This window comes from Methylosoma difficile, from assembly GCF_054657615.1.
On record NZ_BAAHYJ010000002.1, the window covers coordinates 298,556 to 323,739 of the forward strand.

At 48.2% G+C, this 25,184-nt stretch carries 24 protein-coding genes and 2 pseudogenes; 10 read left to right on the forward strand and 16 right to left on the reverse strand.

What is annotated here, in order from left to right:
- Nucleotides 1-254: 254 nt before the first annotated feature.
- The 9 genes from grxD to nifV all read right to left on the reverse strand — a co-directional run bounded on the left by grxD (nt 255) and on the right by nifV (nt 7,238).
- The gene (gene grxD / locus ACYQ1O_RS06855; protein ID WP_459990919.1) at nt 255-872 is read right to left on the reverse strand and encodes a Grx4 family monothiol glutaredoxin; all 618 of its coding nucleotides are present in this window, start codon (nt 870-872) and stop codon (nt 255-257) included.
- A 100-nt stretch (nt 873-972) separates the two neighbouring features.
- Nucleotides 973-2,247, reverse strand: coding sequence for an ATP-dependent Clp protease ATP-binding subunit ClpX (clpX, locus tag ACYQ1O_RS06860; protein WP_459990920.1), 1,275 nt, complete (start codon nt 2,245-2,247; stop codon nt 973-975).
- A gap of 112 nt (nt 2,248-2,359) precedes the next feature.
- A complete protein-coding gene (nifM, locus tag ACYQ1O_RS06865; RefSeq protein ID WP_459990921.1) occupies nt 2,360-3,214 on the reverse strand; it encodes a nitrogen fixation protein NifM in 855 nt (284 codons plus the stop codon).
- Between the two features lie 156 nt (nt 3,215-3,370).
- Nucleotides 3,371-3,850 carry a nitrogen fixation protein NifZ gene (locus tag ACYQ1O_RS06870; RefSeq protein WP_459990922.1) on the reverse strand — a complete coding sequence of 160 codons (480 nt, stop codon included), beginning with the start codon at nt 3,848-3,850 and terminating at the stop codon, nt 3,371-3,373.
- Nucleotides 3,847-4,158, reverse strand: coding sequence for a nitrogenase-stabilizing/protective protein NifW (gene nifW, locus ACYQ1O_RS06875; protein ID WP_459990923.1), 312 nt, complete (start codon nt 4,156-4,158; stop codon nt 3,847-3,849). The genes ACYQ1O_RS06870 and nifW overlap by 4 nt, the downstream gene beginning before the upstream one ends.
- 395 nt (nt 4,159-4,553) lie before the next feature.
- Nucleotides 4,554-5,057, reverse strand: a complete 504-nt coding sequence (locus tag ACYQ1O_RS06880; RefSeq protein WP_459990924.1) for a tetratricopeptide repeat protein — start codon at nt 5,055-5,057, stop codon at nt 4,554-4,556.
- On the reverse strand, nt 5,057-5,824 hold the full coding sequence (gene cysE / locus ACYQ1O_RS06885; protein ID WP_459990925.1) for a serine O-acetyltransferase: 768 nt from the start codon (nt 5,822-5,824) through the stop codon (nt 5,057-5,059). Before cysE ends, ACYQ1O_RS06880 begins: the two co-directional genes overlap by 1 nt.
- Before the next feature lie 11 nt (nt 5,825-5,835).
- Nucleotides 5,836-5,994 (reverse strand): hypothetical protein, encoded by a 159-nt coding sequence (locus tag ACYQ1O_RS06890; protein ID WP_459990926.1) that lies wholly within the window; start codon nt 5,992-5,994, stop codon nt 5,836-5,838.
- Nucleotides 5,995-6,119: 125 nt separating this feature from the next.
- Entirely contained in the window at nt 6,120-7,238 is a 1,119-nt protein-coding gene (gene nifV, locus ACYQ1O_RS06895) for a homocitrate synthase (RefSeq protein WP_459990927.1), read from the reverse strand.
- A gap of 340 nt (nt 7,239-7,578) precedes the next feature.
- On the opposite strand from nifV, the gene ACYQ1O_RS06900 reads away from it, so the two are divergent.
- From ACYQ1O_RS06900 to ACYQ1O_RS06910, 3 genes are all read left to right on the forward strand, one after another.
- Nucleotides 7,579-8,346, forward strand: coding sequence for a helix-turn-helix domain-containing protein (locus ACYQ1O_RS06900; protein WP_459990928.1), 768 nt, complete (start codon nt 7,579-7,581; stop codon nt 8,344-8,346).
- 252 nt (nt 8,347-8,598) lie between these two features.
- The gene (locus tag ACYQ1O_RS06905) at nt 8,599-9,246 is read left to right on the forward strand and encodes a hypothetical protein (RefSeq protein WP_459990929.1); all 648 of its coding nucleotides are present in this window, start codon (nt 8,599-8,601) and stop codon (nt 9,244-9,246) included.
- Between the two features lie 132 nt (nt 9,247-9,378).
- Nucleotides 9,379-9,729, forward strand: a complete 351-nt coding sequence (locus ACYQ1O_RS06910) for a hypothetical protein (protein ID WP_459990930.1) — start codon at nt 9,379-9,381, stop codon at nt 9,727-9,729.
- 164 nt (nt 9,730-9,893) lie between these two features.
- Here the strand turns inward: ACYQ1O_RS06910 and ACYQ1O_RS06915 are convergent.
- A pseudogene (locus tag ACYQ1O_RS06915) lies at nt 9,894-10,075 on the reverse strand (IS110 family transposase); the annotation flags it as partial.
- Nucleotides 10,076-10,099: 24 nt separating this feature from the next.
- A pseudogene (locus ACYQ1O_RS06920) lies at nt 10,100-10,276 on the reverse strand (IS110 family transposase); the annotation flags it as partial.
- A gap of 179 nt (nt 10,277-10,455) precedes the next feature.
- Here ACYQ1O_RS06920 and ACYQ1O_RS06925 point away from each other — a divergent pair.
- Together ACYQ1O_RS06925 and ACYQ1O_RS06930 are read left to right on the forward strand one after the other, a co-directional pair.
- The gene (locus ACYQ1O_RS06925) at nt 10,456-10,842 is read left to right on the forward strand and encodes a cupin domain-containing protein (protein ID WP_459990931.1); all 387 of its coding nucleotides are present in this window, start codon (nt 10,456-10,458) and stop codon (nt 10,840-10,842) included.
- Between the two features lie 16 nt (nt 10,843-10,858).
- Nucleotides 10,859-11,311 (forward strand): chromate resistance protein ChrB domain-containing protein, encoded by a 453-nt coding sequence (locus tag ACYQ1O_RS06930; protein WP_459990932.1) that lies wholly within the window; start codon nt 10,859-10,861, stop codon nt 11,309-11,311.
- A gap of 63 nt (nt 11,312-11,374) precedes the next feature.
- Here the strand turns inward: ACYQ1O_RS06930 and ACYQ1O_RS06935 are convergent, their stop codons facing one another.
- Complete coding sequence (locus ACYQ1O_RS06935) at nt 11,375-12,781, reverse strand: amino acid permease (RefSeq protein ID WP_459990933.1); 1,407 nt, start codon at nt 12,779-12,781, stop codon at nt 11,375-11,377.
- 449 nt (nt 12,782-13,230) lie between these two features.
- Between ACYQ1O_RS06935 and ACYQ1O_RS06940 the strand changes: the two genes are divergently transcribed.
- Both ACYQ1O_RS06940 and ACYQ1O_RS06945 read left to right on the forward strand, forming a co-directional pair.
- Nucleotides 13,231-14,487, forward strand: a complete 1,257-nt coding sequence (locus tag ACYQ1O_RS06940) for a L,D-transpeptidase family protein (RefSeq protein WP_459990934.1) — start codon at nt 13,231-13,233, stop codon at nt 14,485-14,487.
- A 176-nt stretch (nt 14,488-14,663) separates the two neighbouring features.
- Nucleotides 14,664-15,998, forward strand: a complete 1,335-nt coding sequence (locus ACYQ1O_RS06945) for a hemolysin family protein (protein ID WP_459990935.1) — start codon at nt 14,664-14,666, stop codon at nt 15,996-15,998.
- A gap of 109 nt (nt 15,999-16,107) precedes the next feature.
- Here the strand turns inward: ACYQ1O_RS06945 and rsfS are convergent, their stop codons facing one another.
- From rsfS to ACYQ1O_RS06965, 4 genes are all read right to left on the reverse strand, one after another.
- Nucleotides 16,108-16,461 carry a ribosome silencing factor gene (rsfS, locus tag ACYQ1O_RS06950; RefSeq protein ID WP_459990936.1) on the reverse strand — a complete coding sequence of 118 codons (354 nt, stop codon included), beginning with the start codon at nt 16,459-16,461 and terminating at the stop codon, nt 16,108-16,110.
- 17 nt (nt 16,462-16,478) lie between these two features.
- The gene (nadD, locus tag ACYQ1O_RS06955) at nt 16,479-17,102 is read right to left on the reverse strand and encodes a nicotinate-nucleotide adenylyltransferase (protein ID WP_459990937.1); all 624 of its coding nucleotides are present in this window, start codon (nt 17,100-17,102) and stop codon (nt 16,479-16,481) included.
- Entirely contained in the window at nt 17,103-18,359 is a 1,257-nt protein-coding gene (locus ACYQ1O_RS06960) for a glutamate-5-semialdehyde dehydrogenase (RefSeq protein WP_459990938.1), read from the reverse strand.
- A gap of 135 nt (nt 18,360-18,494) precedes the next feature.
- Nucleotides 18,495-19,286: a sulfite exporter TauE/SafE family protein gene (locus tag ACYQ1O_RS06965; protein WP_459990939.1), complete on the reverse strand. Its 792-nt coding sequence runs from the start codon at nt 19,284-19,286 to the stop codon at nt 18,495-18,497.
- Between the two features lie 145 nt (nt 19,287-19,431).
- Between ACYQ1O_RS06965 and ACYQ1O_RS06970 the strand changes: the two genes are divergently transcribed.
- The 3 genes from ACYQ1O_RS06970 (at nt 19,432) to carB (ending at nt 25,172) form a co-directional block, all read left to right on the forward strand.
- Nucleotides 19,432-20,664 (forward strand): multifunctional CCA addition/repair protein, encoded by a 1,233-nt coding sequence (locus tag ACYQ1O_RS06970; protein WP_459990940.1) that lies wholly within the window; start codon nt 19,432-19,434, stop codon nt 20,662-20,664.
- Between the two features lie 133 nt (nt 20,665-20,797).
- Nucleotides 20,798-21,925, forward strand: coding sequence for a glutamine-hydrolyzing carbamoyl-phosphate synthase small subunit (gene carA, locus ACYQ1O_RS06975; RefSeq protein ID WP_459990941.1), 1,128 nt, complete (start codon nt 20,798-20,800; stop codon nt 21,923-21,925).
- Nucleotides 21,926-21,950: 25 nt separating this feature from the next.
- Entirely contained in the window at nt 21,951-25,172 is a 3,222-nt protein-coding gene (gene carB, locus ACYQ1O_RS06980; protein WP_459990942.1) for a carbamoyl-phosphate synthase large subunit, read from the forward strand.
- Nucleotides 25,173-25,184 lie beyond the last annotated feature (12 nt).

Genomic DNA, 25,184 nt, shown 5'->3' on the forward strand with positions numbered 1-25,184 from the left:
TCGCCTATCCCCTTGTTGGGTAGGCAGACGAGAGAAGCAGGACGGCTGGGGCAGCCGAAGGCAAGAGCGGTCGCGTGATTTTTGCTGATTGACCGGCACGGAGGCCGAAGCAATCTTTCGCAAAAATAGCGACTCCCTGCACGCCGCGTGTTGCCGGTGTCGGTACCGAAAAAAATGCCGATTTTTGCCATGATGATTTCCTTACTAATAGCATAGACCTTCCAGGTTTATGAAACCTGGAAGGTCTGACGCAATCACAGTTGAATTTGTAATAAACCACTGGTCGATGCCGATTGTTTCGCTTGCCATTCTTCCGGCGTATAAGCCAACACGCTGACGGCATGGAGTTTGCCGGAAGCCAAAGGCGCTTTCAGCGTTGCCAACACCGCTTGCTGTTTTTTCACTAACGGCAAATCCGCAAAGCAGCCGCTGATGACTGTTAAAGTCAAATCACAACCCGCACCATCAACAATCACTTCAGCATCGGCAAGGTTTTGTTTTACCAATGCAGTTACCTCGGCAACGCTTAAATGCTCACCGCTAGCGGTTTCATCTTTGGTTTCGGCGGATTTCAGCAAAGGCAACAAGCTGCCATCGTTATTCATGGCATCGACAATATCGCAGCCGCCTACCAATTCACCGTTGACGAACAATTGCGGATAAGTCGGCCAGTGCGAAATGCTCGGTAATTTTTCGCGGATAAACGGGGCAGCCAAGACATTCACATAGGTGTACGGAATCCCTGTTTGTTTTAGGATGCCGACGGTTTTGGCGGAAAAACCGCATTCGGGTTTGTCCGGCACGCCCTTCATGTACAAGATGATGGGGTTGCCTGCCAGTTGTTCGCGGATTTTTTCTTCGGTGGTTTTCATGTCTGTCCTAATTTGTAGGTTGGGGTGAGGTAACGAACCCCAACATTATTCCGAGAGTTGTTGGGGTTCGTTACCTCACCCCAACCTACGTATTTACCAATTACCCCGCCTGTTCCCGACGCGGTTCGTCTTTCAGTTCCAGCTTGATTTCACCCACGCCATTCACCACTTCAGCATCAACAATACAACGCTCGACATCATCGCGTGACGGCACCTCAAACATGGTTTTGCGTAAAATCTGTTCCATGATGCTGCGTAAGCCTCTAGCGCCAGTTTCCCGCTCGATGGCTTTTTCGGCAATCGCCACCAGCGCGTCGTGATCGAACGCCAATTCCACGCCTTCAAAGGCAAACAATTGTTGGTATTGTTTGACCAAGGCGTTTTTCGGTTCGGTGAGAACGCGGATTAAGGCATCGACATCCAACGGCTCAAGCGGGGCTAACACGGGGAAGCGACCAATAAATTCAGGGATTAAACCAAATTTGCGTAAATCGCTGGGTTGGGTGGCATTAAGCATGGCTTCCAAGCTGGGCTTTTCGGTGGTTTTATTCATTTCGGCATGGAAACCAATTGCCGAGTTGGTCGGCACTAAGCGTTTTTCAACATGTTTTTCTAAGCCTGGGAAGGAACCGCCTGCGATGAATAAAATATTGCGGGTGTCCATCATCAAATCCACACCATCTTTACTGTGACGGCCTTTGCTGGGCAGTTTGACGTGCGAACCTTCGACCAAGCGCAACAAAGCTTGCTGCACACCTTCGCCGGATACGTCACGCGTTCCGGTCGGTTGTTCTGGGCTGCGGGCGATTTTGTCGATTTCATCCAAATAAACAATGCCCCATTCGGCGTTCGCCATATTGCCTTCAGCGACATCTAACAAACGCACGAGGATATTTTCCACGTCGTCGCCGACATAACCTGCTTGGGTCAGCGTGGTGGCATCGGCAACCACAAACGGCACACCGACGATTTTTGCCAAAGTGCTAGCAAGCAAAGTTTTGCCTGTTCCCGATGGCCCAATCAGTAACAAATTAGATTTGCCGATTTCGACATCTTTATCGAACTGGCCTAAACCCGCATCGCCGCCTTCGTGTTTCAGGCGTTTATAATGGTTGTAAACCGCCACCGCCAAGATTTCTTTGGCGAGGTTTTGGCCGATGACGTATTGGTCTAAGTGTTCTTTAATTTTGGCAGGAATGGGTAACGTACCCTGCATTTTCGAGAGTTCTTTCTTGCGGCTCCAATTGCTGACCACCTGATGCGCCAAGGCCACGCAAGCTCCGCAGATATAGCCTTCCGCGCCGGCAATCAAAGGTATTGAAGCCGATTGTTCAATGCCGCAGAACGAGCAATGTTTCAGTTCTTTGATGGTCATGGTGGCTGTCCTCAAAAGGGAAAATTGTCAAAGTAGGGTACGCTGTGCGTACCTTTTGCAATGTTTATTTGTACAACGATCATTCATAAGGTACGCACAGCGTACCCTACATTCAATGCCGCTCAACGGTTTCCTTACCCAAACTCGCCAGCCAAGCGCGTTGGCAAGTGCGTTTGGCGCGGTCGTTCATCATCTGGCGTATCTTCGGTGTGGCTTTGGCAAGCGACATCGTTTCCGGCTTATCAATCCGCTTGCACAACACCAAATGAAAACCAATTTCCGATTCCACCACGCCGCTGATTTCGCCTTCTTTTAAAGTAAATAAGACCGCATCAATCTCAGGATAAAGCTTACCTTGCGGCACTTTGCCCAATAATCCGCCTTGCAAAGAAGTCGGGCATTCGGAATGGCGCATAGCGAAATCGGCAAATTTATAGGGCTTCTTTTGTAGCTTTACGCTTAATTCTTGAATACGTTGCAAAGCGATTTCGCGGGTGTTTTCCGGATAATCCGGATTGATGCTGACAAAAATATGCGCCGCTTCGCGGATTTCCGGTTTTTGAAATTGTTCAGGGTGCAGGTGGTAATAAATCCCCACTTCTACCTCACTGATTTTCGGGGTATGGCTGCCGACCACATCCAAAACGGTGTCGACTTTACATTGGCGATGCAGCGCGGCGCGTAAGCTGTCTTCGTCCAATTGGTTTTGTGCCAAGTCGGCAAAAAAATCGTCTTCACTTTCGTAGCGGTTGCGGATTTCTAAAAACGCCGCTTGCACTTCCTGTTCGGTAATCACCACCGTTGCCGCTTCTGGCGAATTCAACACGCGGTTTTCCAGTTTCAGCTCATTGCTGGCTTGCACGACCACCTGATGGTATTCATCTTCTGCCAATTGCGCCGGAGATTTTTTGAACAATGCTAAGGCGGTGCGTAATAAATTGTAGGCTTCGGTTTGCGACTGGCTCATAAATTAAGTGTCCATCATTTTTCTGCATGATTAACAAATAGAACCGTCATGTCGGCAGGGATTGCCGACATCCAGATTACATGGATGTAAATCTGTTGTGTTTGCCATCCCTGGCTTCTGGATTCCGGCAATCCCTGCCGGAATGACGACGTATCGTTACAGCTCCGGCTCATTAAAACTCTCTGGATGTGCAGGAGCCAGCACGGTTTCAGGCACGAGCAGGGTGCGGTCATAAAAAGCAACGTGGTATTTGATGTTTTCATCCTCGCGGATGACTTTGTAAACCTCACCTTCTGTGCCTTTGCTGACTAACACATTGCCTTGCACACCCAAGTCCATCGTGCAGACGACTTTATCGCGGAATTCAAAACGGCTGGGGTTCCACGGGTCATCAGCACTAATCAATTCTTCCAATCGGCAACCGACCATGATGTCTTGCGTCAAGAAATGCACAGTGAAAATCACTTGATCTTGCAAAAACGTGCCGACATTGATGACATGCCCGACGCTACCGCGCCGCACCAACAGCACGCCCGTGTCGATACCTGGATAAGTGCCGTCGTTACGGACGTTGCGGGTGACGCGCACCGCTTCGCCATAATCAAAACGGCCTTCATCAAAGCGATCGGGCTTCATGTTTTGATGTCAGTCAACGCGACGAACGAATTTTGTTCGCCCATATGGAAAACTTTAAAGACTTTTTCGGTTTGCGCGTCAGACACGACAAAGTCTTGATAAGCTTGCAGCAACAGACGTTTGTAGATCGCCCGAAGTGCATCTTCATCTTCCGGCATACTGTCAGCACCTTGTTGCAAGTAATTGTGGAAGCGTTGCAGAATGTGTAAGCGGTTCACATGCACCACGGTTTGGTTGTAATCTAATTGAAAATACTGCAAAAAATCTTCAGCAGATTCCAATTCTTCCATTTCTTCTAAAAAACTCATGGCGCTCTCCGCTGGGGGTTAATGGGTAGATTGTAGGATGGGCTGACGTAAGGAAGCCCATCAATAATTCCTAGTAAACGATGGGCTTCCTTACATCAGCCCATCCTACATTTTGTTCGTTTGCCCAACCTACGCTTACAACGGCCCGATTAATGACGTGTCTTGCGCGAATAAATAAATCGCTAAAATCAGGAACAATGCACCGCTGATAATGGCAATAAGGGAATTGGGTTTGGTTTTTAACATGGTAAAACTCCGGTTTTAAAATCGAATCACCGCTTTCTTGTAGGATGGGCTGAACGAAGGGAAGCCCATCGTTTACCAAGAATTATTGATGGGCTTCCTATCGTCAGCCTTTATGCCCTTGGGGTGCATCCTACATTTTGTCCGTTTGCTCAAGCCGCTTCCTTTCGGCATTGCAACAACAAATCCAATAACGCTTGTGCGCCTATCCTGTCCTTACTATCCAAGGCCACCAGTTTTTCAAAAATGGCTTGGCTTTCGTCCAACCGTTCCAAACGCATCAACAAAAAGCCAATGGCTTTTAAGGTAAACAAATACAAACGCACTTGCGTCAACAGCTTAACGGGTGCGGTTTGCAAATGAGCCAACTGCAATTGCCGCCAATCGTCAGGAAAATCCACCAATGGCCTAATCACAGCCAACGCTTTTTGGGTGGCTGCCAATGCGTCTTCCAAACGGTGTTGGTAGTAATAAAATCGATTTAACGCCACCAACACGTTCAACGAATTCGGGGCTTTAAAATACGCTTGCAATAACGGCAATTCAGCATCGCCACTGGCGTATTTTTCCGCAGCGTCGGCAATTAATTCCTTCACGCCAGCGACATCGGCTTCTTCAAAATACAAACCTTGCGCTTCAAAATCTAACAAGTCCATTATTGCACCACGGTCAGTTTCACGGGTTCTTGGTGCGAAACACAGATGCTTTCGGCGTCGCAAGTATCACAGTTATCATGGCTATTGGCTTTTTGCCATTCGGCCTGCTTGGCCTCCAACTCATCGATTCGTTCCATTAAACAAGCAATGGCTTTGCCGACCGGATCAGGAACCAAGTGATGATCTAAATCAATACCGTGCTTGTTTTGTATCTTCGTGCCTTTGCTTTGGATAACTCGGCCTGGAATACCAACCACGGTGCAGCAATGCGGCACATCCTTAACCACCACCGAATTGGCGCCGACACGGACGTTATTGCCTAAAGTAATCGCACCGAGGATTTTCGCACCCGAACCGACTAGCACGTTATTGCCTAAAGTCGGGTGGCGTTTTTCTTTATTCCACGTTGTGCCGCCTAGCGTGACACCGTGATACAAAGTGACATCATCGCCAATCACTGCCGTTTCGCCGATGACCACGCCGAGCGCGTGGTCGATAAACAAACGCCGTCCAATGGTCGCGCCGGGATGGATTTCCACGCTGGTCATCCATTTGGAGAAAGCCGCTAAAACCCGTGCCGTTAATTTCCATTCCGCCAACCATAAACGATGGCTAATGCGATGAAACAACACCGCGTGGACACCGGAGTAAGTCAGCAAAATCTCCGCCAGACTCCGCGCCGCCGGATCCCTCGCAAACACGCAATTGACATCTTCCACCCATTGAGCAAAAAAACTTAGCGGCTTATCCGCTGTAGCGGTAGGCATCACCCTAACCACTAGCGCAAACTCCAGCCTGTTTGTCCGGCAATTGGCGGACGCGGAATGCGGAAGAACGAACCTGGGTAGCGATCATCGTCGACAGGTAAGGTTTTAGCTTCTTGGTTTTCGGATTCGATGGTTTTACAGTCAACCAGCATTTCTAAATCTTCGTTCATGGCGATCACCTTTGATTGATGAAATTCGTAGGATGGGCTGACGCAAGGAAGCCCATCAACACTTGTGCGATAAATGATGGGCTTCACTTCGTTCAGCCTTTATGCCCTTTGGGTACATCCTACAATTACGATAAAAACCCTTTCAAACTCAACGCATCCGGTGCCTGTTTATGTTCGCAAACAAAACTCCGCACTTTTGCCAACAAGCCTTGTGCCTGTTGCCGATTAACGTGTATGCCTAATTGCTGATAAGCATGTATCACACCTTGCGTACCGGAATGCTTGCCCAATACCAATTGGTGATGACGACCGACAATCGCCGGATCAACGCCTTGGTAATTGTTCGGATCTTTCAGCAAGCCATCGACATGGATGCCCGCTTCATGGCTGAACACATTGGCACCGACCAAACTCTTACGCGAACCAATCGCATCGCCAGAAGCACTAGCAACCAAGACTGACAATGCAGGAAATTGCTCTAGTGAAACGCCAGTATCGAAACCGTACAATTGCTGCAAACCGACCACAACTTCTTCCAAAGCCGCATTACCTGCGCGTTCACCCAAACCGTTGACGGTGGTATTGACGTGAGTCGCACCTGCCAACGCCGCTGCCAAGGTGTTCGCCGTCGCCAAACCCAAATCATCATGGGCGTGCATTTCGATGTCCAAATCGGTTGCGGAGCGTAACTGTTTGATGGCGGCGAAGACACCGAAGGGTTCCATAATGCCTACCGTGTCGGCAAAACGTATCCGCGTTGCCCCTGCCAATTGCGCGGCTTCTGCCATTTGCGCCAGAAAATCCGCATCGGCGCGGGAAGCGTCTTCCATGCCGACACAGACTTCAAAACCCAAATCGGTCGCTTTGCTGACCAGCGTGTTTATGGTTTGCAAAACCCAAGCGCGGCTTTGTTTGAGTTTGTGCTGGATGTGTTGGTCGGAAGCGGAAATGGATAAATCAATCTTTTGCACATCCAAGCCGACACACGCCTGTAAATCGTCATGGCGCATCCGTGACCAAACCAATAATTGGCTAGGCAAACCTAAGTCGGCAATCGCTTGAATTTCTTCCCGTTCTAACCCGCCCATCGCCGGAATGCCAATCTCCAATTCCGGTACGCCCAAAGCCGAAAGCTGTGTCGCTATTGCCAGCTTTTCTTCTAACGAAAACGCCACACCTGCCGATTGCTCGCCGTCGCGTAAGGTGGTGTCGTCGATAATGATCTGGCGGTTTGGGGTTTTCATGGGCTTTTTGACAATTAAAACAAGGTTTGCTAGGGATAATGCAAAACGCTTGCCAAATTGACGAAGCTAGGAAAATAGCGGCTTGTAGCGGGTTTTGTTTGAAATCAAAGCAGACAATAGCGGTGGTGAGATCGGCGATTGTCGGAAAGCTGACAAAATTCGGTTTGCGATAAAATCCTAATGCCTAGCTTCACAATTTTTTTGCCAAGAGGCGGATAGTCTTGATTTGCTGGAATTATCAGGAAAATACACCCTATCGCGTTATACGGTTTTTGAGTTGACTAAAATTATAATTATGGTTAATTTATACTTAATTTTTTAACCAATATTTAAGTAAATTATGGATAATTTCGCAGATCGCTTATCACACGTCCTTTTTTTGATAAAAGTGCGTACAAAGAAAACCAAACAAAAAATTGCCGAAGAAATTAATATTTCCGCCTCTGCATTGACCCAGTTAACAAATGGAAAGAGTAAGCAGGCTTCAGAAACAACGCTAAATGCTCTGAAACAAAAATATTCGATAAGTCCTGAATGGTTGATTGAAGGAAAAGGGGATGTTTTTGTAGCAGAAGATGGGTTTGAGAACCTTCGACCAGAGATTATTGCTGCTACAGATAAACATGGAAGTCGGTACGTTTTAGCGACAACTTTAGGTTGGGGAAAGGTTTTAAGTTATTACCACACTGAATTCAGATCCAATAAAAGTCTTAATTTTGAGTTGGTAAAAACAATAAATGCTTGGCCGGATACTGCCAATCAAGTAATGCCGCTTTATGGAAATCCCGTTTTTTTTAGGAACTATGCTTCAGTAAAAGATGAAGAAGAAAGGTATTCATTGATTGATACTGCAATTATATTCCACTTAAAAGGAACTCGACCTGCAGGATACATAATCGCCCAAAAAACAAGCTATCCCCCTATTGATGAACGTATTTATGATCGAACAAATCGTGTGTTTTTATCATGTATATGGTTATTTAATGTTAACTGGCACTCTATAAAACTTGCTAATGACTATGAATATTTAATTGATTTATCACATAAGGAATACTTAGATATTCTAAACACCCAGCCACCTAAAGATATTTTGAAATTAGCAAGGTAGAAATATAGGATGCGCTTCGTTCATCAGCGCATCCTATAATTATCTTTTTGAAAAATAATAAGTTATTAATTTCATGGCAGCAAGGTAGGGCGGAATAGCGCAGCGTATTCCGCCGGATGATGAGCCTCCAGCAGGCGCAATACGCCTATCGGCTATTGCGCCCTACGAGCTATTTCTCCAGGAGTTCATAGTGCAACAATTGATGTGCCAGATGATAAACAATGTCCATGTCCATAATGAAAGGAAATTTACATGAATTTATTTTCTAAGATTGGCATTGTGCTTTTTCTATATGCAGTAGTTAATGTTTTAAGTGCAGATGAAAAACCAAAGATTTGGCCGAAAATAAAACCTACATCCCTTTCTTCGCTGGTGACTACTGAACACCCTAAATTTGTACTAAATATTTTTTCAGAAGAAAACCCTGAAGAAAAACTATATGAACTTAGATGTAATGATGGTGATGCTGTAGACGATGATAGTGTTGAATATTATGGAATGTATAAGTGTCAATTATTCTACAAAAGTAATATTGGAGTAGACTTAATAAATGGGATTGAACACTGGACTTTTAATAAAACATTTAACACAAGAGGGGGTTTTGCTTCTGAGCAGATGTTAGGGCCATGCAATAATAATCCTGAGTTTGGACATCGCCGTGAGTTTAATTTGCGCGGAATTAAATTAGAGCTCACAGTTTCAAACTTTAGTTCTCCATCAATGGTTGATATGCTTTCAGGAAAAGAAAAACCGCACTATAGTTTTAATTTTGAAGCAAAAGTTACTTCAAATATAAATGCTTCAACCGAATATTCCACACCTATCGCAGAAAAATATTGCGGTGGTTATTACAAACTTGATTCAAATGGCAAAGCTATTTATCACGAATTAATATATTAGCCCGTAGCGCGTAGGTTGGGGTGACGTCAGGAACCCCAACAATTGATGCGTCCGGATGTGTTGGGGTTCGTTCCTCACCCCAACCTACGCACTACACAGTATATTTCAGATATTTTGGAGAAGGAGTTTTAGATGCGTATTTTTCGCCTCATTGGGTCGTATGAATTTTTCGTTGAATTAAGTAATGAGAAAAAACTCGTTCGAATTGAAATATTTGAAGACATTAATGAAAACTTCGTTTTTCGTACGCGAGTTTGGCTTCAGAATATTTACAATTTATACCCAACAATGCTTAATCTTGGACAGAATGCAGAATATCTAAAGCAACTCTATAGTAGCGAGCATTTGAATGTTGAAATCACTCTTTCAATTGCGGATTCCCCTGAATGGCTAACAGGCATTTCATTCGATTGTGAAAAGGAATTTTTTGATATTGTTCGTTCTAATGTGATGGCCTTTTTTGAAAGATTTGAAAGAATCTAAACCACCACATGTGCCTCACCAATCTAAAAAATAAACGCCAATAGCGGCTGTTTTTTAGCGTGTCAGATCATGCTTGAAGGGGGGAGGTGCTTTGCCAATCCCACTGCTTGTGATGATGGCAGTGGTTTGGCGTCTATCGGTAAAGCGGGTTTTTGATACGGTTTGCCTTCCGGCAGGAAATGGGTTTCTTTGGCCAACAAGACCCAGGCCATACGGGCGTTCTTTTTTGCCAAGGCGACAGCGGCAATATTCTTGTTGCGGCGGCTGCTAAGCCTTGCAGCCAGCGGCTGCGCGGGTCGTCTTTTTTATTGGCGACTTTGAGCACCGACCTAGCGCCATGGATCAGCCGCTTTTATGCTCTTTGGGTGCAGTGGTGGGAGCTGCCGCACGCTTCCATGCCAACCAAACAGGGCGGCAGCTTAGCGAAATAATCCAGGACTTGGTGGCGCTTAAGCTGTTTACGCAATACGGTTTTTTCTTGGTGGTCGACACCGTGAAGTCGAAAAACCTACTTTGCCAAGTCTATTCCTATTCGTTTAATATTCATGATGGACGCCTCCTCTAAGCGGTCTGATAATTAATTCTATCAGTCTGGCACCTCAATGCCGATAAGTGGGAGGTATTCATACCATTGCCCTACGAGCTTAATTCAGCAACTTAAACCGTTTAATTAAGGTAGAATTATCAGCTTGTTATGCCCCATCCTTCCACTATCGGAGAAAAACAATGTCGCTAATTGCTGCCATCAAACCTTTGTTAACAGGCGTGTCTGCACTGCTGATGATTGCCAGTTTTAACGCGTTAGGCCAAGAAAATCCGGCTATGCAACGTTCGGTTTTATTACAAAACCAAGTCGATTTGCCCAGTTCGGAAATTACCGCCAAAGTGATGAAAGTTGTCTTTGCGCCGGGTTTTAAAACCCCTTGGCATACCCACGAAGGCCCAGGCCCACGTTATGTGGTCAAAGGCCAGTTGGAAGTCACCGAGGCGGGCAAAACCCAAACCTATAAAGCGGGTGAAGTGTTTTGGGAAACCGGCGAGCGTATGGCGGTGGAAAACATCGGCAAAAGCGAAGCGGAATTGATTATTTTTGAAATGGCACCTGCCAAGTAGCCTTTCAGGTAAGTCTATGAAGTGGATTACCCGCGCCCGCCCAAAAATTGACCGGATTGCTTGTCCGTGGCTTATTGCCCGCTTTATTGATAACGCACCGGAATTTCTTTTTGCGCCAGCGGACGCGGTGTTGTTGGAGGCGGAGCGCCAAGGTGCAATCCCGTTTGATATTGCCCATGTGGAACTCAGTCATGTGGGCGAGTTGTGCAGCTTTGACGCGTTCTTGGATAAGTATCGGCTTACCGATCCTGCCTTGCAGGATTTGGCGGTGATTGTCCGGAGTGCAGACACCGATAGGTTGGATTTGGCACCACAAGCGGCGGGTTTATTGGCTATTTCTATCGGCCTGTCTCATAACTACCAGGACGACCACGCGCTGCTCGCACAAGGTTTTGTGATTTATGACGCGTTGTATGCGTGGTGCAAGTATGTCCGCAATGAAACGCATACTTGGAATCCTAAAGTTTAGGCAATCTTTGTTGGGTTAAGCCGTGGATGCCAAGTGGCACCCACGGCTTAATGGCAGGAAGGTCTATTCGGAGGCCAATTTGCTGTGGTGGAAAGAATAGACCGCATAGACAATCAGGCCGATGACCAACCAAATGACAAAACGCAGCCATGTCATCGACGGCAAGAAAGCCATCAATGCGCCGCATGACAACATGCCCAGAATAGGGAACAGCGGACTAAACGGCGAGCGGAACGGTCTGGGCATATCGGGTTGGGTGATCCGTAAAACAATCACGCCTAAACACACCAATACAAACGCGGCTAAGGTGCCGATGTTGACCAATTCTGCCAAATCGCCCAGCGGCATAAAGCCTGCAATCAGCGACATGATGACTCCGCAAATGACAATAACCCGCACCGGTGTTTGCGTCTTGGTGTTTACCACGCTAAACATCGGCGAAAACAGGCCGTCGCGCGACATGGCGAAAATAATCCGTGTCAGCCCGTAATAAAGCACCAGCATCACCGTGGTGAGACCTGCGATAACGCCGGTGGAAATCAGTGCCGAAGCCCAGTTGAAGCCCAATAAAGTCAAGGCATGGGCCACTGGCGAGGAGACGTTCAGGTCGGTGTAATGGACGACGCCTGTCAACAAGGCCGAGACCGCAATGTAAATCAAGGTGCAAAATCCAAGCGATGTGACAATGCCGAACGGCAAATCTTTTTGCGGGTTTTTGGCTTCTTCGGCAGCGGTAGAGACGGCATCGAAACCGACATAAGCAAAAAACACTAACGATGCGCCCGCCAAGACGCCGGTGGTTTTGCCGTCGGGCAAGGTTTCAAACCAACCAAAAGGCATAAAGGGTTGCCAGTTGTCGGGGTTGACGTTGAACACGGCAACGCCAATGAAAATGCTGATGGTGATGAGCTTCACCACTACCATCACGTTATTGACCCTTGCGCTGTGCTTGACGCCGATAATCAGCAAGCCCATCAACATTAAGATAATCAGACTGGCGGGCAGGTTGATAAGTCCACCAAGCTTGGGGGCTTTGGTCAGCATGTCAGGCATCGGCCAACCAATTGCCGTTAACGCATTGCAAAAATAACCTGCCCAGCCGTTAGCAACAGCAGCGACGGAAATGCCGTATTCCAAGAGCAAATCCCAGCCGATGATAAAGGCGAACAATTCACCAAACGCTGCATAGCTGTAACCATAGGCACTGCCGCAACCGCCCACGGCGGCGGACAATTCCGCATAGGACAAGGCCGCAAAGGCGCAGGCAAAACCAGCAATGATAAACGACAAAATCACCGCAGGTCCGGCTTGGGTGGCGGCGGCAATGCCGGTCAGCACAAAAATGCCCGTACCGATAATCGCGCCTATGCCCAAAAAGGCCAAATCCCAAGCGGACAGGCAACGGTGCAGTGCGTGGTCTGAATCATCATCGGGGCTTATGGGTTTGGTGCGGAATAATGGCAACGACATAGATGGAAGCTCCTAAAAGGCAGTTAAATTCAGGAAAAGTGGCAACTATTAAAAAGCAGGTGGCGGTTAAGAGGTTAATCGGCTTTTAAAGTGGGTAAGTGGTTGATTATTTTTGCTGATGTTGGCAATAAGCCGGAAAGATGATGGATTGATGGGCTTTGCAATAGCGTTTTTTTGGATTATAGCCCAGCAAACTATAAATAGGTAAAACTTGCACGGAATTGGAATTTTTTTAACCATTCACCTCTCAGACAGCTAGGGTGATGCATTTATATCCAACAAATCAAGCCGTTGGCAAGTAAACTTGGACCGAAAAATGGTTAATTCGCAACTTGCGTGGTAAAATGCCAACAAACCATCACTCAGGGCAGTCTTTGACGACCGCCAGCATTGACTGACCGCACCCCGTTACCCGCATTTTTGTATCTTCCCCACGAGAAGCATTATTAATGAAAAACCATATTATTATCGCCAGCCTATTTTTATTTTTAGCTAACGGCGGCAACGCCTTAGCGACAACATATAACTTGCCGCCAAATCCTGGCGATAGTGTTGTCGAACAATTTCCCAGTGATGAGCAAGCCACCATTGAAGTCGCCCATTCACAAACATTGTTGGATGTCGCCAGAGATTATTTGTTGGGGCAAATGGAAGTGGTCCGGATTAACCCCAATGTAGACCGCTGGTTGGTTAAGCCAGGCCAATCGGTGCGTTTACCTAACAAACGTGTTTTGCCTGATGCGCCGCACGATGGTATTGTTCTGAACATTTCCGAATACCGCATGTTTTACTATCCGCGCAACAACCCTGGCAAAGTCATTTCCTTTGCCCACGGTGTCGGTCGGCAAGATTGGAAAACGCCATTGGGCAAAACCTCTGTGGCCCGAAAAGTAAAAGATCCCGCTTGGCATCCGCCCGAATCCATCCGCCGCGAACACGCCGCCAATGGCGACCCGTTGCCGGAGATCGTTCCGCCAGGCCCGCACAATCCATTAGGCGCGTATGCTTTATATCTGAACTTGCCTGGCGAATACCGAATCCACGGCACGGATATTGACAAGATTTACGGCATCGGTATGCAGATTACCCACGGCTGTGTGCGTATGTATCCTGAAGATATTCAAGCCTTGTACGGTCAAGTTGATGTGGGTACGCCTGTGTACTTGATTAAACAGCCCGTTAAAGTGGGTTGGTTGGATAACGTTTTATACATCGAAGCCCATCCCGATTTGGAAGGTGATGAGATGAGCCAACAGCAACGTTATGCAATAGCCTTGTCGTTGATCCAAAAAGCGACCAAAGAAGATTTTCCTGATTTCGATCAAGAAGCGTTAAACAAAGCCTTAACCGAATTGACCGGTGATCCTATTGCGCTTTATGAGCGTTTGCCGCCGCTAGAAGGTGCAACGGTCGAGCCGGCGCCCATGCCTGTCGCATTGCCAAAGCCAGCGCCAAAACCTAAGGTTTTGCCTGTCGTTGCCAAGCCGACAAAAAAATTGCCAGTCGTGGCTGCCAAACCCGAACCCAAACAAGCGAAAAAAGCCGCCAAAACCAATGTGGTTGCTGTCAATAAATCCGCGAAGAAGCCGGATGCCAAAGCTGCCAAAAAAAAACCAACGGTAGTCGCCGTTAAAGAAACCAAAAAACAAGATAAAAAAGCCAACAAAAAAACCGCTTCTACCGGTGGTTATTATCGCGGAACCTAATTGTTTTAGTTTAAGCGAGGGCATTATCGCAGGCTGTTTGCGCATTTTGCCCGATTGTAATACCTCGCCATATCCTTCCGACCGGTGTTGTTTCACACACCAAACCCGTAATAAATTTCCCGAAACGGCTGCAGCTTATGATATAAACGCAGCCTGTCTTCACTCATTTTCAAACGATGAACAATCTTTTTTTAGTCTTGGTTGCGCTGTTTTTGGTAGTGCTCAATGGTTTTTTTGTGGCAGCCGAATTCGGCTTGGTTAAGTTGCGGCAGACAAGGCTGCGTGCCATTATCGAAAAACACGGTTGGCGCGGGCGCATCTTGGCAAAAGTCCACGGCAAACTGGATGCTTATTTGTCGGCTTGCCAGCTCGGCATCACCTTGGCTTCATTGGGTTTGGGCTGGGTGGGGGAACCGGCTTTTGCCAGTTTGTTAGAACCGCTGCTTGAACAGATGACGCTTAATTCGCCCGAACTTTTGCATGGCATTTCTTTTGCCATTGCTTTTTCCACCATTTCTTTCTTGCATATTGTCGTCGGCGAATTAGCTCCCAAATCCTTAGCCATCCGCAGTCCGGAAGCCATTGCTTTGCTGGGTGCCGTGCCGTTGTATGGTTTTTATTGGCTGATGTTTCCGGCGATTTGGTTGCTGAACAACAGCGCCAATTTGGTGCTGTATGTGATGGGCTTGTCGGGCGGTCATGGGCATGATGCCAGTTATTCTGCCGAAGAATTAAAATTTATCCTACGCAGTAATCGCGCCAGCGAACGTTTTAACCGCGACGAATGGAATATCTTGGCAAAAACCTTGGATTTCAGCGAGTTGGAAGTCTCTGACTTAATGCGCCCCTTGCATGAAGTGACCGCCTTGTACCAAGCCAAAGCCTTGGCGGAAAATTTGGAAACCGTATACAAAACCCGTTTTAGCCGCTACCCGTATTTTGCCGCCAACGGCATTGATGTCTTGGGTGTGATCCACTTAAAGGATTTGTTTTTGGCGCAACAGCAATTGCAGGTGATTGATAATTTAGAAAAATACTTGCGGCCTATCCAATACGTGTCACCGCAGACGCCAGCCATGGAATTGGTCAGGCATTTCCGCACTGGCGCATCACATTTCACCATGATTGGACGGCAAGGCGAAAAGCCACAAGGCTTTATTACGCTGGACAATTTGCTCAGCGCGATTGTCGGCGAGATAAAAGACGAATTCCGCCATAACAACAACGATTGGGCTCGTTTTGATGACGGCTCTTTATTCGTTAAAGGCAGTTTGCCGATCTTCTCGCTGGAAAGGATTTTAGGGATTGATATTGAAAACGAGGCGCTGGATTTGGAAGACACCGCTTCGTTGGGTGGTTTGATTATGGCGAAGTTGGGTGATATTCCGACGCAAGACCAAAAAATTGCTTTTAATCAATTCGATGTCTTAATCAAAAAAATGGACGGCCCGCGCGTGGTGTTTGTGCAAATATTCCCGAATGCCAGTTTGCATTCGGACACAGGCCATTAAAAATCAAGTTTGCCCCCATGTTTCGATAAGAGGGCGGGCTTCGGCTTGCAATTGCCCGTCCTCAGCAAAAAGGAGCGGGTCAAGTGCTGTTCCTTAGCCCTTAAGCCGCTTAGCCAGCCAATTGTTCGCTGGTTTTAGGCGCGTCAACCGACCATAATTTTTCCAATTGGTAATGCTCGCGTGCTTGCGCGGTCATGGCGTGGACAATCACGTCGCCCATATCCAACAAAATCCAATCCGAACCCAAATCGCCTTCGATACCTAGCGGTTGCAGGCCATTTTCAATGCATTGGCTGGCGACATAATCGCACATCGATTTTAAATGGCGGTCTGATGTACCGGTGACCAGCACCATGTAATCGGTAAATGTGGTTTTGTTGCGTACATCGAGGGTGGTGATGTAAAGCCCTTTGCGCTCGTCCAGTACGTCTTGGACGATTTTCAACAATGCTTCAGTCTGCATTCAATTTCCTAAGCTAATCAATGGTTTTGGTAAAGTTTGTGGTGTCTGATATAAGCAATGACGGTATCTGGCAATAAAAACGCCGGATTCCGATGCTCGGCAACCTGTTGCCGGATGGCGGTTGCAGAAATATCAAGTGGGGTAATGGCCTGAAAGTATAACTTACCGGCGAGGTTTTCCGACAATTGGCAGCGCTCTGGCGTGTGCTTGCCTTTAAAAAAAGGATCCAGCAACTGCGGGCTGTAACCGGGCCGCGTGATGACCACCACATGGGCGACATCGAACAATTGTTGCCAATTTTTCCAAGTGGTCAAATGGTTGAACGCATCGGTGCCGATAAATAACAGGATGGGCAGATGCGGATAGTCTTCACGTAAAGATTGCAGTGTATCAATCATGTACGATTTGCCGCCCCGTACCATTTCCCTGTCGTCGGCAAGTAGCCCTGTCTGTCCGGTGATTGCCAAACGCAGCATCGCCAAACGTTGCGCGGCTGATGCGCTGGGCTGCCCACGGTGCGGCGGTTGGGCGGAGGGGATCAGCCGCACTTCGTTAAGGCCGAACAGCTCTTTCACTTCCACTGCCGAGCGCAAATGCCCGTAGTGGATAGGATCAAACGTACCGCCAAAAACCCCTATCATTTATTGGCGGATATGTCCGTCGCCCAACACAATAAATTTCAACGAGGTCAGGCCGTGCAAACCCACAGGGCCGCGCGCATGCAACTTGTCGGTGCTGATGCCAATTTCTGCACCCAAACCGTATTCAAAGCCATCGGCAAAGCGTGTCGAGGCGTTGACCATCACCGAGCTGGAATCCACTTCGCGCAAGAAACGCCTTGCCAAGGTGTAGTTTTCGGTAATGATGGCTTCAGTATGCGCCGAGCTGTAGCGGTTGATGTGGGCAATCGCCTCGTCAATGCCGTCAACAATGCGGATCGATAAAATGGGCGCAAGGTACTCGGTGTGCCAATCGGCTTCGGTAGCGCGCACGCAGCTGGGGATTAACGAACAGGTTTTGGCGCAGCCGCGCAGTTCGACATTTTTTTGCTGGTAGATTTCCGCCAATAAAGGCAACACCTCACTGGCAATGCTTTCGGCGACCAACAGGGTTTCCATGGCATTGCAGACGCCATAACGATGGGTTTTTGCGTTGTCGGCAATGGCGACGGCTTTGGCGATGTCGGCCTGGTCGTCGATATAGACATGGCAGATGCCGTCCAAATGTTTAATGACCGGAATGCTGGCTTCGTTGCTGATGCGTTCAATCAGGCTTTTGCCGCCGCGTGGCACAATGACATCGACATAGTCTTTCAGGGTGATTAATTCACCAACGGCAGCGCGATCGGCGGTGGCTACAATTTGTACCGCATGTTCGGGCAGGCCAGCGGCTTTTAAACCTTCTAAAATACAAGCGGCAATAGCTTGGTTGGAATGGATGGCTTCCGAACCGCCACGCAAAATACAGGCGTTGCCCGATTTAAGGCACAGGGCGGCGGCATCGACCGTGACATTGGGGCGCGATTCGTAAATGATGCCGATCACACCTAAAGGCACGCGCATTTGTCCCACCTGAATGCCGGAAGGCCGGTAACTTAAGCCGGTGATTTCCCCAATCGGGTCGGGCAGGGCGGCGACTTGTTTTAAGCCTTCAATCATTGTGTTGAGGGCTTTGGGCGACAAGGTCAGGCGGTCAAGTGAAGCGGCATCGAGGCCGTTAAGCTTACCGGCAGCCAAGTCTTTTTGGTTTTCTGCCACCAAGTGATCGGCATGGTTGGCGATAGCTTCGGCTATTTTTAATAACGCGGCGTTTTTTAGGCCAGTGTCGGCTTTGCTTAATACGCGTCCAGCGGCTTTGGCTTGAGCGCCCAGCGTTTGCATGTAGTTTTTAATATCCATTTGCTTGCCTTTAACGGATGAACAATCAGCCGAGCATTATATAGGCAATTGCGTCTAATGAGTAGCGGTTATTTTTAACAACTATAAGATTTACAAGTGTTTTTTTATTGTATTAGCCAAAATGGCAAAACACGGTCAATAGATCAGCAACTTAACCGCCATCACCAGCAGCAATATCGAAAAATAACGCTTCAATTGTTTGGCGGGCAGTTTGTTGGCAAGCCATGCGCCAACGGGGGCGGTAAAAATGCTGGTTAAACTGATGCCTAATACGGCAGGCAAGTAAATATAGCCAAGGCTCCAGGACGGCAGGTTCGGCGTATTTTGCCCCAGCCAGGTGTAGCTGAGGGTGCCGATGATGGCAATCGGCAAGCCGCAAGCGCTGGAAATGGCGACGGCATTGCGCATAGGCAGTTGGTTGTAAAGCAAATAGGGTACGGTGAGCGTGCCGCCGCCGATGCCCACCATTGCCGACAATAGGCCGATGACGTTGCCAGCAAAAAAATCCCAAAAACCCGCCAGGGCTTTCCGGCCTTGTTTAGGTTGGAATTGCAGCGCCATTTGCAAACCCACATAAACCAAAAATACGCCCAACAATAGCTTTAAGCCGTCAGTCGAGAGTTGCTTGGCTAAAAAAGCCCCAATAGCGGTGCCAACAATTATGCCCGGGCTGAGCTTGAACACTTTTTGCCACAATACCGCACCGAGCCGGTGGTGGGTGTAGATGGATGATAATGCCGTTAAGATGATGGTCGCCAGCGATGTGGCGATCGCCATCATCATAATCAGCTCGCTGGGAAAACCGTGTGCAGTAAATACAAAAGCCAGCACTGGCACAATGACCAAGCCGCCGCCAATGCCAAAAAGGCCTGCCAATAAACCGGCAACAAGCCCTAAGCAAGCGCTGGCGATAATGATGTCTAACATGGGGTTTCCCTGATAAAGTTTTTAAAGAAGCCGAAAGTTGGTTCGGATTGGCAATTGGCAAATAACTTAGGTAGCTTTATTGATGTCAGCCGCAACTTAAAACCATTATGTTATTCTAAAGCCAAAATTATTGAATGAGTGACAAATGCAAATTTATCTGGTTGGCGGCGCAGTCCGCGATCAATTGTTAGGCTATCCGGTTATTGAGCGCGATTGGTTGGTTATTGGCGAAACGCCGGAATCCATGTTGGCACAGGGTTTTCGCCCGGTCGGCAAGGATTTTCCGGTGTTTTTGCATCCTGATAACAACGAAGAATACGCCCTTGCCAGAACGGAACGTAAAACCGCGCCTGGCTACAAAGGTTTTGTCATCCATGCCGAACCAGATATTAGCCTTGAGCAAGATTTGCTGCGCCGTGACCTGACCATCAATGCCATGGCATTGGACGAAGACGGGCAAGTGATAGACCCCTACGGCGGGCAGCAAGATTTACAGCAGCGTATTTTTCGCCATGTCTCGCCTGCATTTGCCGAAGATCCTGTCCGTATTTTACGCTTGGCACGGTTCGCTGCCCGCTACGCCCATTTAGGTTTTACACTGGCGGAAGAAACCCGCGCGATGATGCAGCAGATGGTTGAAGCGGGTGAGGTGGATTACCTTGTCCCCGAACGGGTCTGGGCGGAACTGTTCAAAGCCTTGAACGAGCAAACCCCTGCCGCATTTTTTGAAACCTTAAATGCCTGTGGCGCATTAGCCAAGATTTTCCCTGAAATACATGCCTTATTTGGCGTACCACAACCCGAACAGCATCATCCTGAAATTGACACCGGCATCCACAGTTTAATGAGTTTGCAACAAGCGGTGCTGTTGTCGGACAATCCCGAAGTCCGGTTTGCCGCGTTAGTGCATGATTTGGGCAAGGCCCTATCGCCCAAAGATAACTTGCCCCATCACTATGGGCATGAAAATGCAGGCCTGCCCATTTTGGAAACATTTTGTAAACGATTAAGGGTGCCGAATTCATTTCGCGTGTTGGCGCTGCAAGTTATGCAATACCACACCCACTGCCATCGGGTGTTTGATTTACGTGCCAGCACAATTGTCGATATGATGGTTGCTTTAGGTGTGACAAAACCCAAAAATAACTTTGCGCTGTTTTTGCTGGCTTGCGAGGCCGATGCAAAGGGTAGAACAGGTTTTGAAACAAGGGATTATAATCAGGTTAGATATTTAAGTCGCATTGCCGCCGCCTTACAGTCGGTTGATACCTCGTCGATTTCAAAGAGTGGCCTGCAAGGCCCCCAAATCGGTGAAGCGATACGGCGGTTACGCATTAAAGCCGTCAGGCAAGCGATGAACGCCTATCAGCAAGAATAGGCATTCGTATCAAACAGGGTAAAAATTGTAATGACCTAAACGGCATAATTCCGTAAAATTAGGGAAAGAATTTTAATGACGGGATGGAATCCACTTAGGGTTCATCCCGTTTTGCATATTTGAGGTAACGCGTTTGGCTAAGTCAGCTTTATTAGTTTTGGAAGATGGTACAGTTTTTAACGGCGTGTCGATTGGCGCGGACGGCAGTTCAGTAGGTGAGGTGGTGTTTAACACTGCCATGACGGGTTATCAGGAAATCCTTAGCGACCCCTCTTATGCCCAGCAAATCGTCACGCTGACCTATCCGCACATCGGCAATGTCGGCACAACCGCCGAAGATGACGAATCAACAGGCGTTTTTGCCAGTGGTTTGGTCATCCGCAATTTGCCTTTGCTGACCAGCAACTGGCGCAGCGAAAAAACCTTGCAGCAATATTTGATAGACAACAACGTCGTTGCCATTGCCGACATTGACACCCGCAAACTGACGCGCATTTTGCGCGACAAAGGTGCACAACGCGGTGCCATTATTGCCGGTGAAGAAGTGGATATTGCCACTGCCGAAGCGGCCATTGCCGGATTTGCAGGTCTTAAAGGCTTGGATTTGGCAAAAGAAGTCACCACCGCTGCTGCCTACGAGTGGACAGAAAACACTTGGACGCTTAAAAATGGACATCAAACCGGCGAAAACTTGACCAAACATGTCGTTGCTTATGACTTTGGCGTCAAACGCAACATCCTGCGCTTATTGGTTAATCGCGGTTGCCGCGTCACCGTCGTACCCGCCAAAACACCTGCCTCTGAAGTATTGGCAATGAATCCCGATGGCGTGTTCTTATCCAACGGCCCTGGCGATCCAGAACCTTGTACTTACGCAATTGAAGCCATCAAAACCATTTTGGCGGAAAAAATCCCCGTCTTCGGCATTTGCTTAGGCCATCAATTATTGGCTTTAGCCAGCGGCGCACAAACCGAAAAAATGAAATTCGGACATCATGGTGCCAACCATCCTGTGCAAGACATTGCCACGGGTCATGTGATGATTTCCAGCCAAAACCACGGCTTTGCGGTCAACGAAGCCAGCTTGCCGGAAAACCTGATTGCCACGCACCGTTCTTTATTCGACGGCAGCTTACAAGGCATTCGCCGCACTGATGTTCCGGCGTTTAGCTTCCAAGGCCATCCTGAAGCGAGTCCTGGTCCACATGATGTGGAATCTTTATTTGATGCTTTCATCGATTTGATGAATCAAACCGCTTAACACTCATTAGCTAGCAAATCATAAAATGCCGAAAAGAACCGACATAAAATCCATCCTTTTACTTGGCGCAGGCCCTATCGTTATTGGTCAGGCTTGCGAATTTGATTACTCTGGCACCCAAGCCTGCAAAGCCTTGCGCGAAGAAGGCTACCGCGTGATTTTGGTGAATTCTAATCCCGCGACCATCATGACCGACCCGGATATGGCGGATGCAATTTACATCGAGCCTATCGACTGGCAAACGGTGGAAAAAATCATCGAAAAAGAACGCCCCGATGCAGTGTTGCCGACGATGGGCGGACAAACGGCCCTGAACTGCGCCTTAGCTTTGGACAAACACGGCGTGTTGGCAAAGTACAACGTGGAAATGATTGGCGCTACCAAAGAAGCCATCAACAAAGCCGAAGATCGCCAGTTATTTAATGATGCGATGGGGCGTTTGGGCTTTGAAGTTGCCCGATCAAAGACTGCGCATACGATGGAAGAAGCGTTGGCAGCACAAGCGGAAGTGGGTTATCCCACCGTTATCCGTCCGTCTTTCACGATGGGTGGTAGCGGCGGCGGCATTGCATACAATAAACAAGAGTTCATGGAGATTTGCGAGCGCGGCTTGGATTTGTCGCCCACCAACGAATTGCTGATTGAAGAATCGGTGTTGGGTTGGAAAGAATACGAAATGGAGGTGGTGCGTGACCGCAATGACAATTGCATCATCGTTTGTTCGATAGAAAACTTCGATCCGATGGGCGTGCATACGGGCGACTCTATTACCGTTGCCCCTGCTCAAACTCTGACAGATAAGGAATACCAAATCCTGCGGAATGTATCGTTAGCGGTTCTGCGCGAAATTGGTGTCGATACCGGCGGTTCAAACGTGCAGGTAGCGATTAATCCAGTTGATGGACGTTTGATTGTTATCGAAATGAATCCGCGCGTATCGCGTTCGTCGGCGCTGGCATCTAAAGCCACAGGTTTTCCAATTGCCAAAGTCGCGGCAAAATTGGCGATTGGTTACACGTTGGATGAATTGCAGAACGAAATCACTGGCGGACGTACGCCAGCATCGTTCGAGCCAAGTATCGACTATGTTGTTACCAAAATCCCGCGCTTCACTTTCGAGAAATTCCCACAAGCAGATGACCGCCTGACCACACAAATGAAGTCAGTCGGTGAAGTGATGGCCATAGGTCGCACTTTCCAAGAGTCTTTGCAAAAAGCCTTGCGCGGTTTGGAGATTGGCATCAACGGCCTTAATGAAATCATCGACATCAATGCTGAAGATGCGGACGATATTATCCGTCGTGAATTGCGCCATCCAGGCCCCGATCGTTTGCTTTATGTGGGCGACGCGTTCCGCAGCGGCATGACGTTGGCGGACGTCCACGACACGTGCAAAATTGATCCGTGGTTTTTGGCGCAAGTCGAAGATTTGATCCTGACCGAACAATCGTTGTCCACCAAAACGCTGTCAACTTTAAAAGAAGGCGAGCTTTACCAACTGAAACGCAAAGGCTTTTCTGACAGCCGCATTGCGCAGCTGTTGGGCGCGTCGGAAATTGAAGTGCGCAACACCCGTCATAAGCAAAATATCCGCCCTGTTTACAAACGCATTGACTCTTGCGCGGCGGAATTCGCTTCCGATACGGCGTATTTGTATTCGACATATGAAGAAGAATGCGAAGCCCGCGTTTCTGACAAAGAAAAAATTATCATCTTAGGCGGCGGCCCTAACCGTATCGGGCAAGGTATTGAGTTTGACTACTGCTGCGTCCACGCGGCGTTGGCCTTACGTGAAGACGGTTACGAAACCATCATGATTAACTGTAATCCTGAAACGGTTTCCACGGATTTTGACACCTCTGACCGCTTGTATTTTGAACCGTTGACCTTGGAAGACGTGTTGGAAATCGTGCAATTGGAAAAACCCAAAGGTGTGATTGTGCAATACGGCGGACAAACACCGTTGAAATTGGCGCGGGCTTTGGAAGCCGCCGGCGTGCCGATTATTGGCACGTCACCGGATTCCATCGACTTGGCGGAAGACCGCGAGCGTTTCCAAAAATTGTTGGAGCGCCTCAACTTAAAACAACCGCCCAATGCCACTGCGCGTTCGGTTGAGCAAGCCATTAATGCCGCCAAAGAACTGGGCTATCCGTTAGTCGTGCGCCCGTCTTATGTGTTGGGTGGTCGGGCAATGGAAATCGTTATTAATGAAGAGGGCTTGCAGCGCTACATGAAAGAAGCGGTGAGCGTCTCTAACGATTCGCCAGTTCTGCTGGACCGGTTCTTGGATGATGCCGTGGAAATGGATGTCGATGCCATTTATGACGGCGAACGGGTGCTGATTGGCGGTTTGATGGAACACATTGAACAAGCCGGTGTGCATTCAGGTGATTCGGCTTGTTCGTTGCCACCGTATGAATTGGCGGCGGATATTCAAGACCAATTGCGCGAACAAGTTGCCAAAATGGCGGAAGCTTTGGGCGTGCGTGGTTTGATGAATACCCAATTTGCGATTCAAGGCACTGATATTTATGTATTAGAAGTCAATCCGCGCGCATCAAGAACCGCACCATTTGTCTCGAAAGCGACAGGTTATCCGTTGGCAAAAATTGCCGCACGGGTGATGGTGGGGCAAACCTTGGCGCAACAAGGCGTTACCGAAGAGCGCATCCCTGATTACTATTCGGTTAAAGAAGCCGTGTTCCCATTCGTTAAATTCCCAGGCGTTGATCCTTTATTGGGTCCGGAAATGAAATCGACAGGGGAAGTGATGGGCGTGGGCAAAACCTTCGGTGAAGCGTTTGCCAAATCGCAGCGTGCTGCAGGTGTTAACTTGAACGCCAGCGGTAAAGTATTGATTAGTATCCGTGATGCCGATAAAAACAAAGTTGCCGAAATTGCCCGCATGTTGGTCGATAAAAATTACGAAATCGTTGCGACAGGCGGCACGGCGAGTTTCTTGAAGGAAGTCGGTATTCCTTGCGAGAAAGTTTTAAAAGTGAACGAAGGCCGTCCAAATACCGTTGATATGATTAAAAATGGTCAGATTCAATTGGTGATTAACACCACAGAAGGCAAAAAAGCCATCTCCGATTCTTTCACTATGCGTAGGGCTGCATTGCAAAACCGGGTGACTTACTACACCACCATGGCGGGCGCAAAAGCCGCTTGTTACGCATTGGGCGAATTGGATGCCGGTGATGTCAACTGCCTGCAAGATTTACATAAAAGCCTGACCGAATAGTCAGCAATGGAA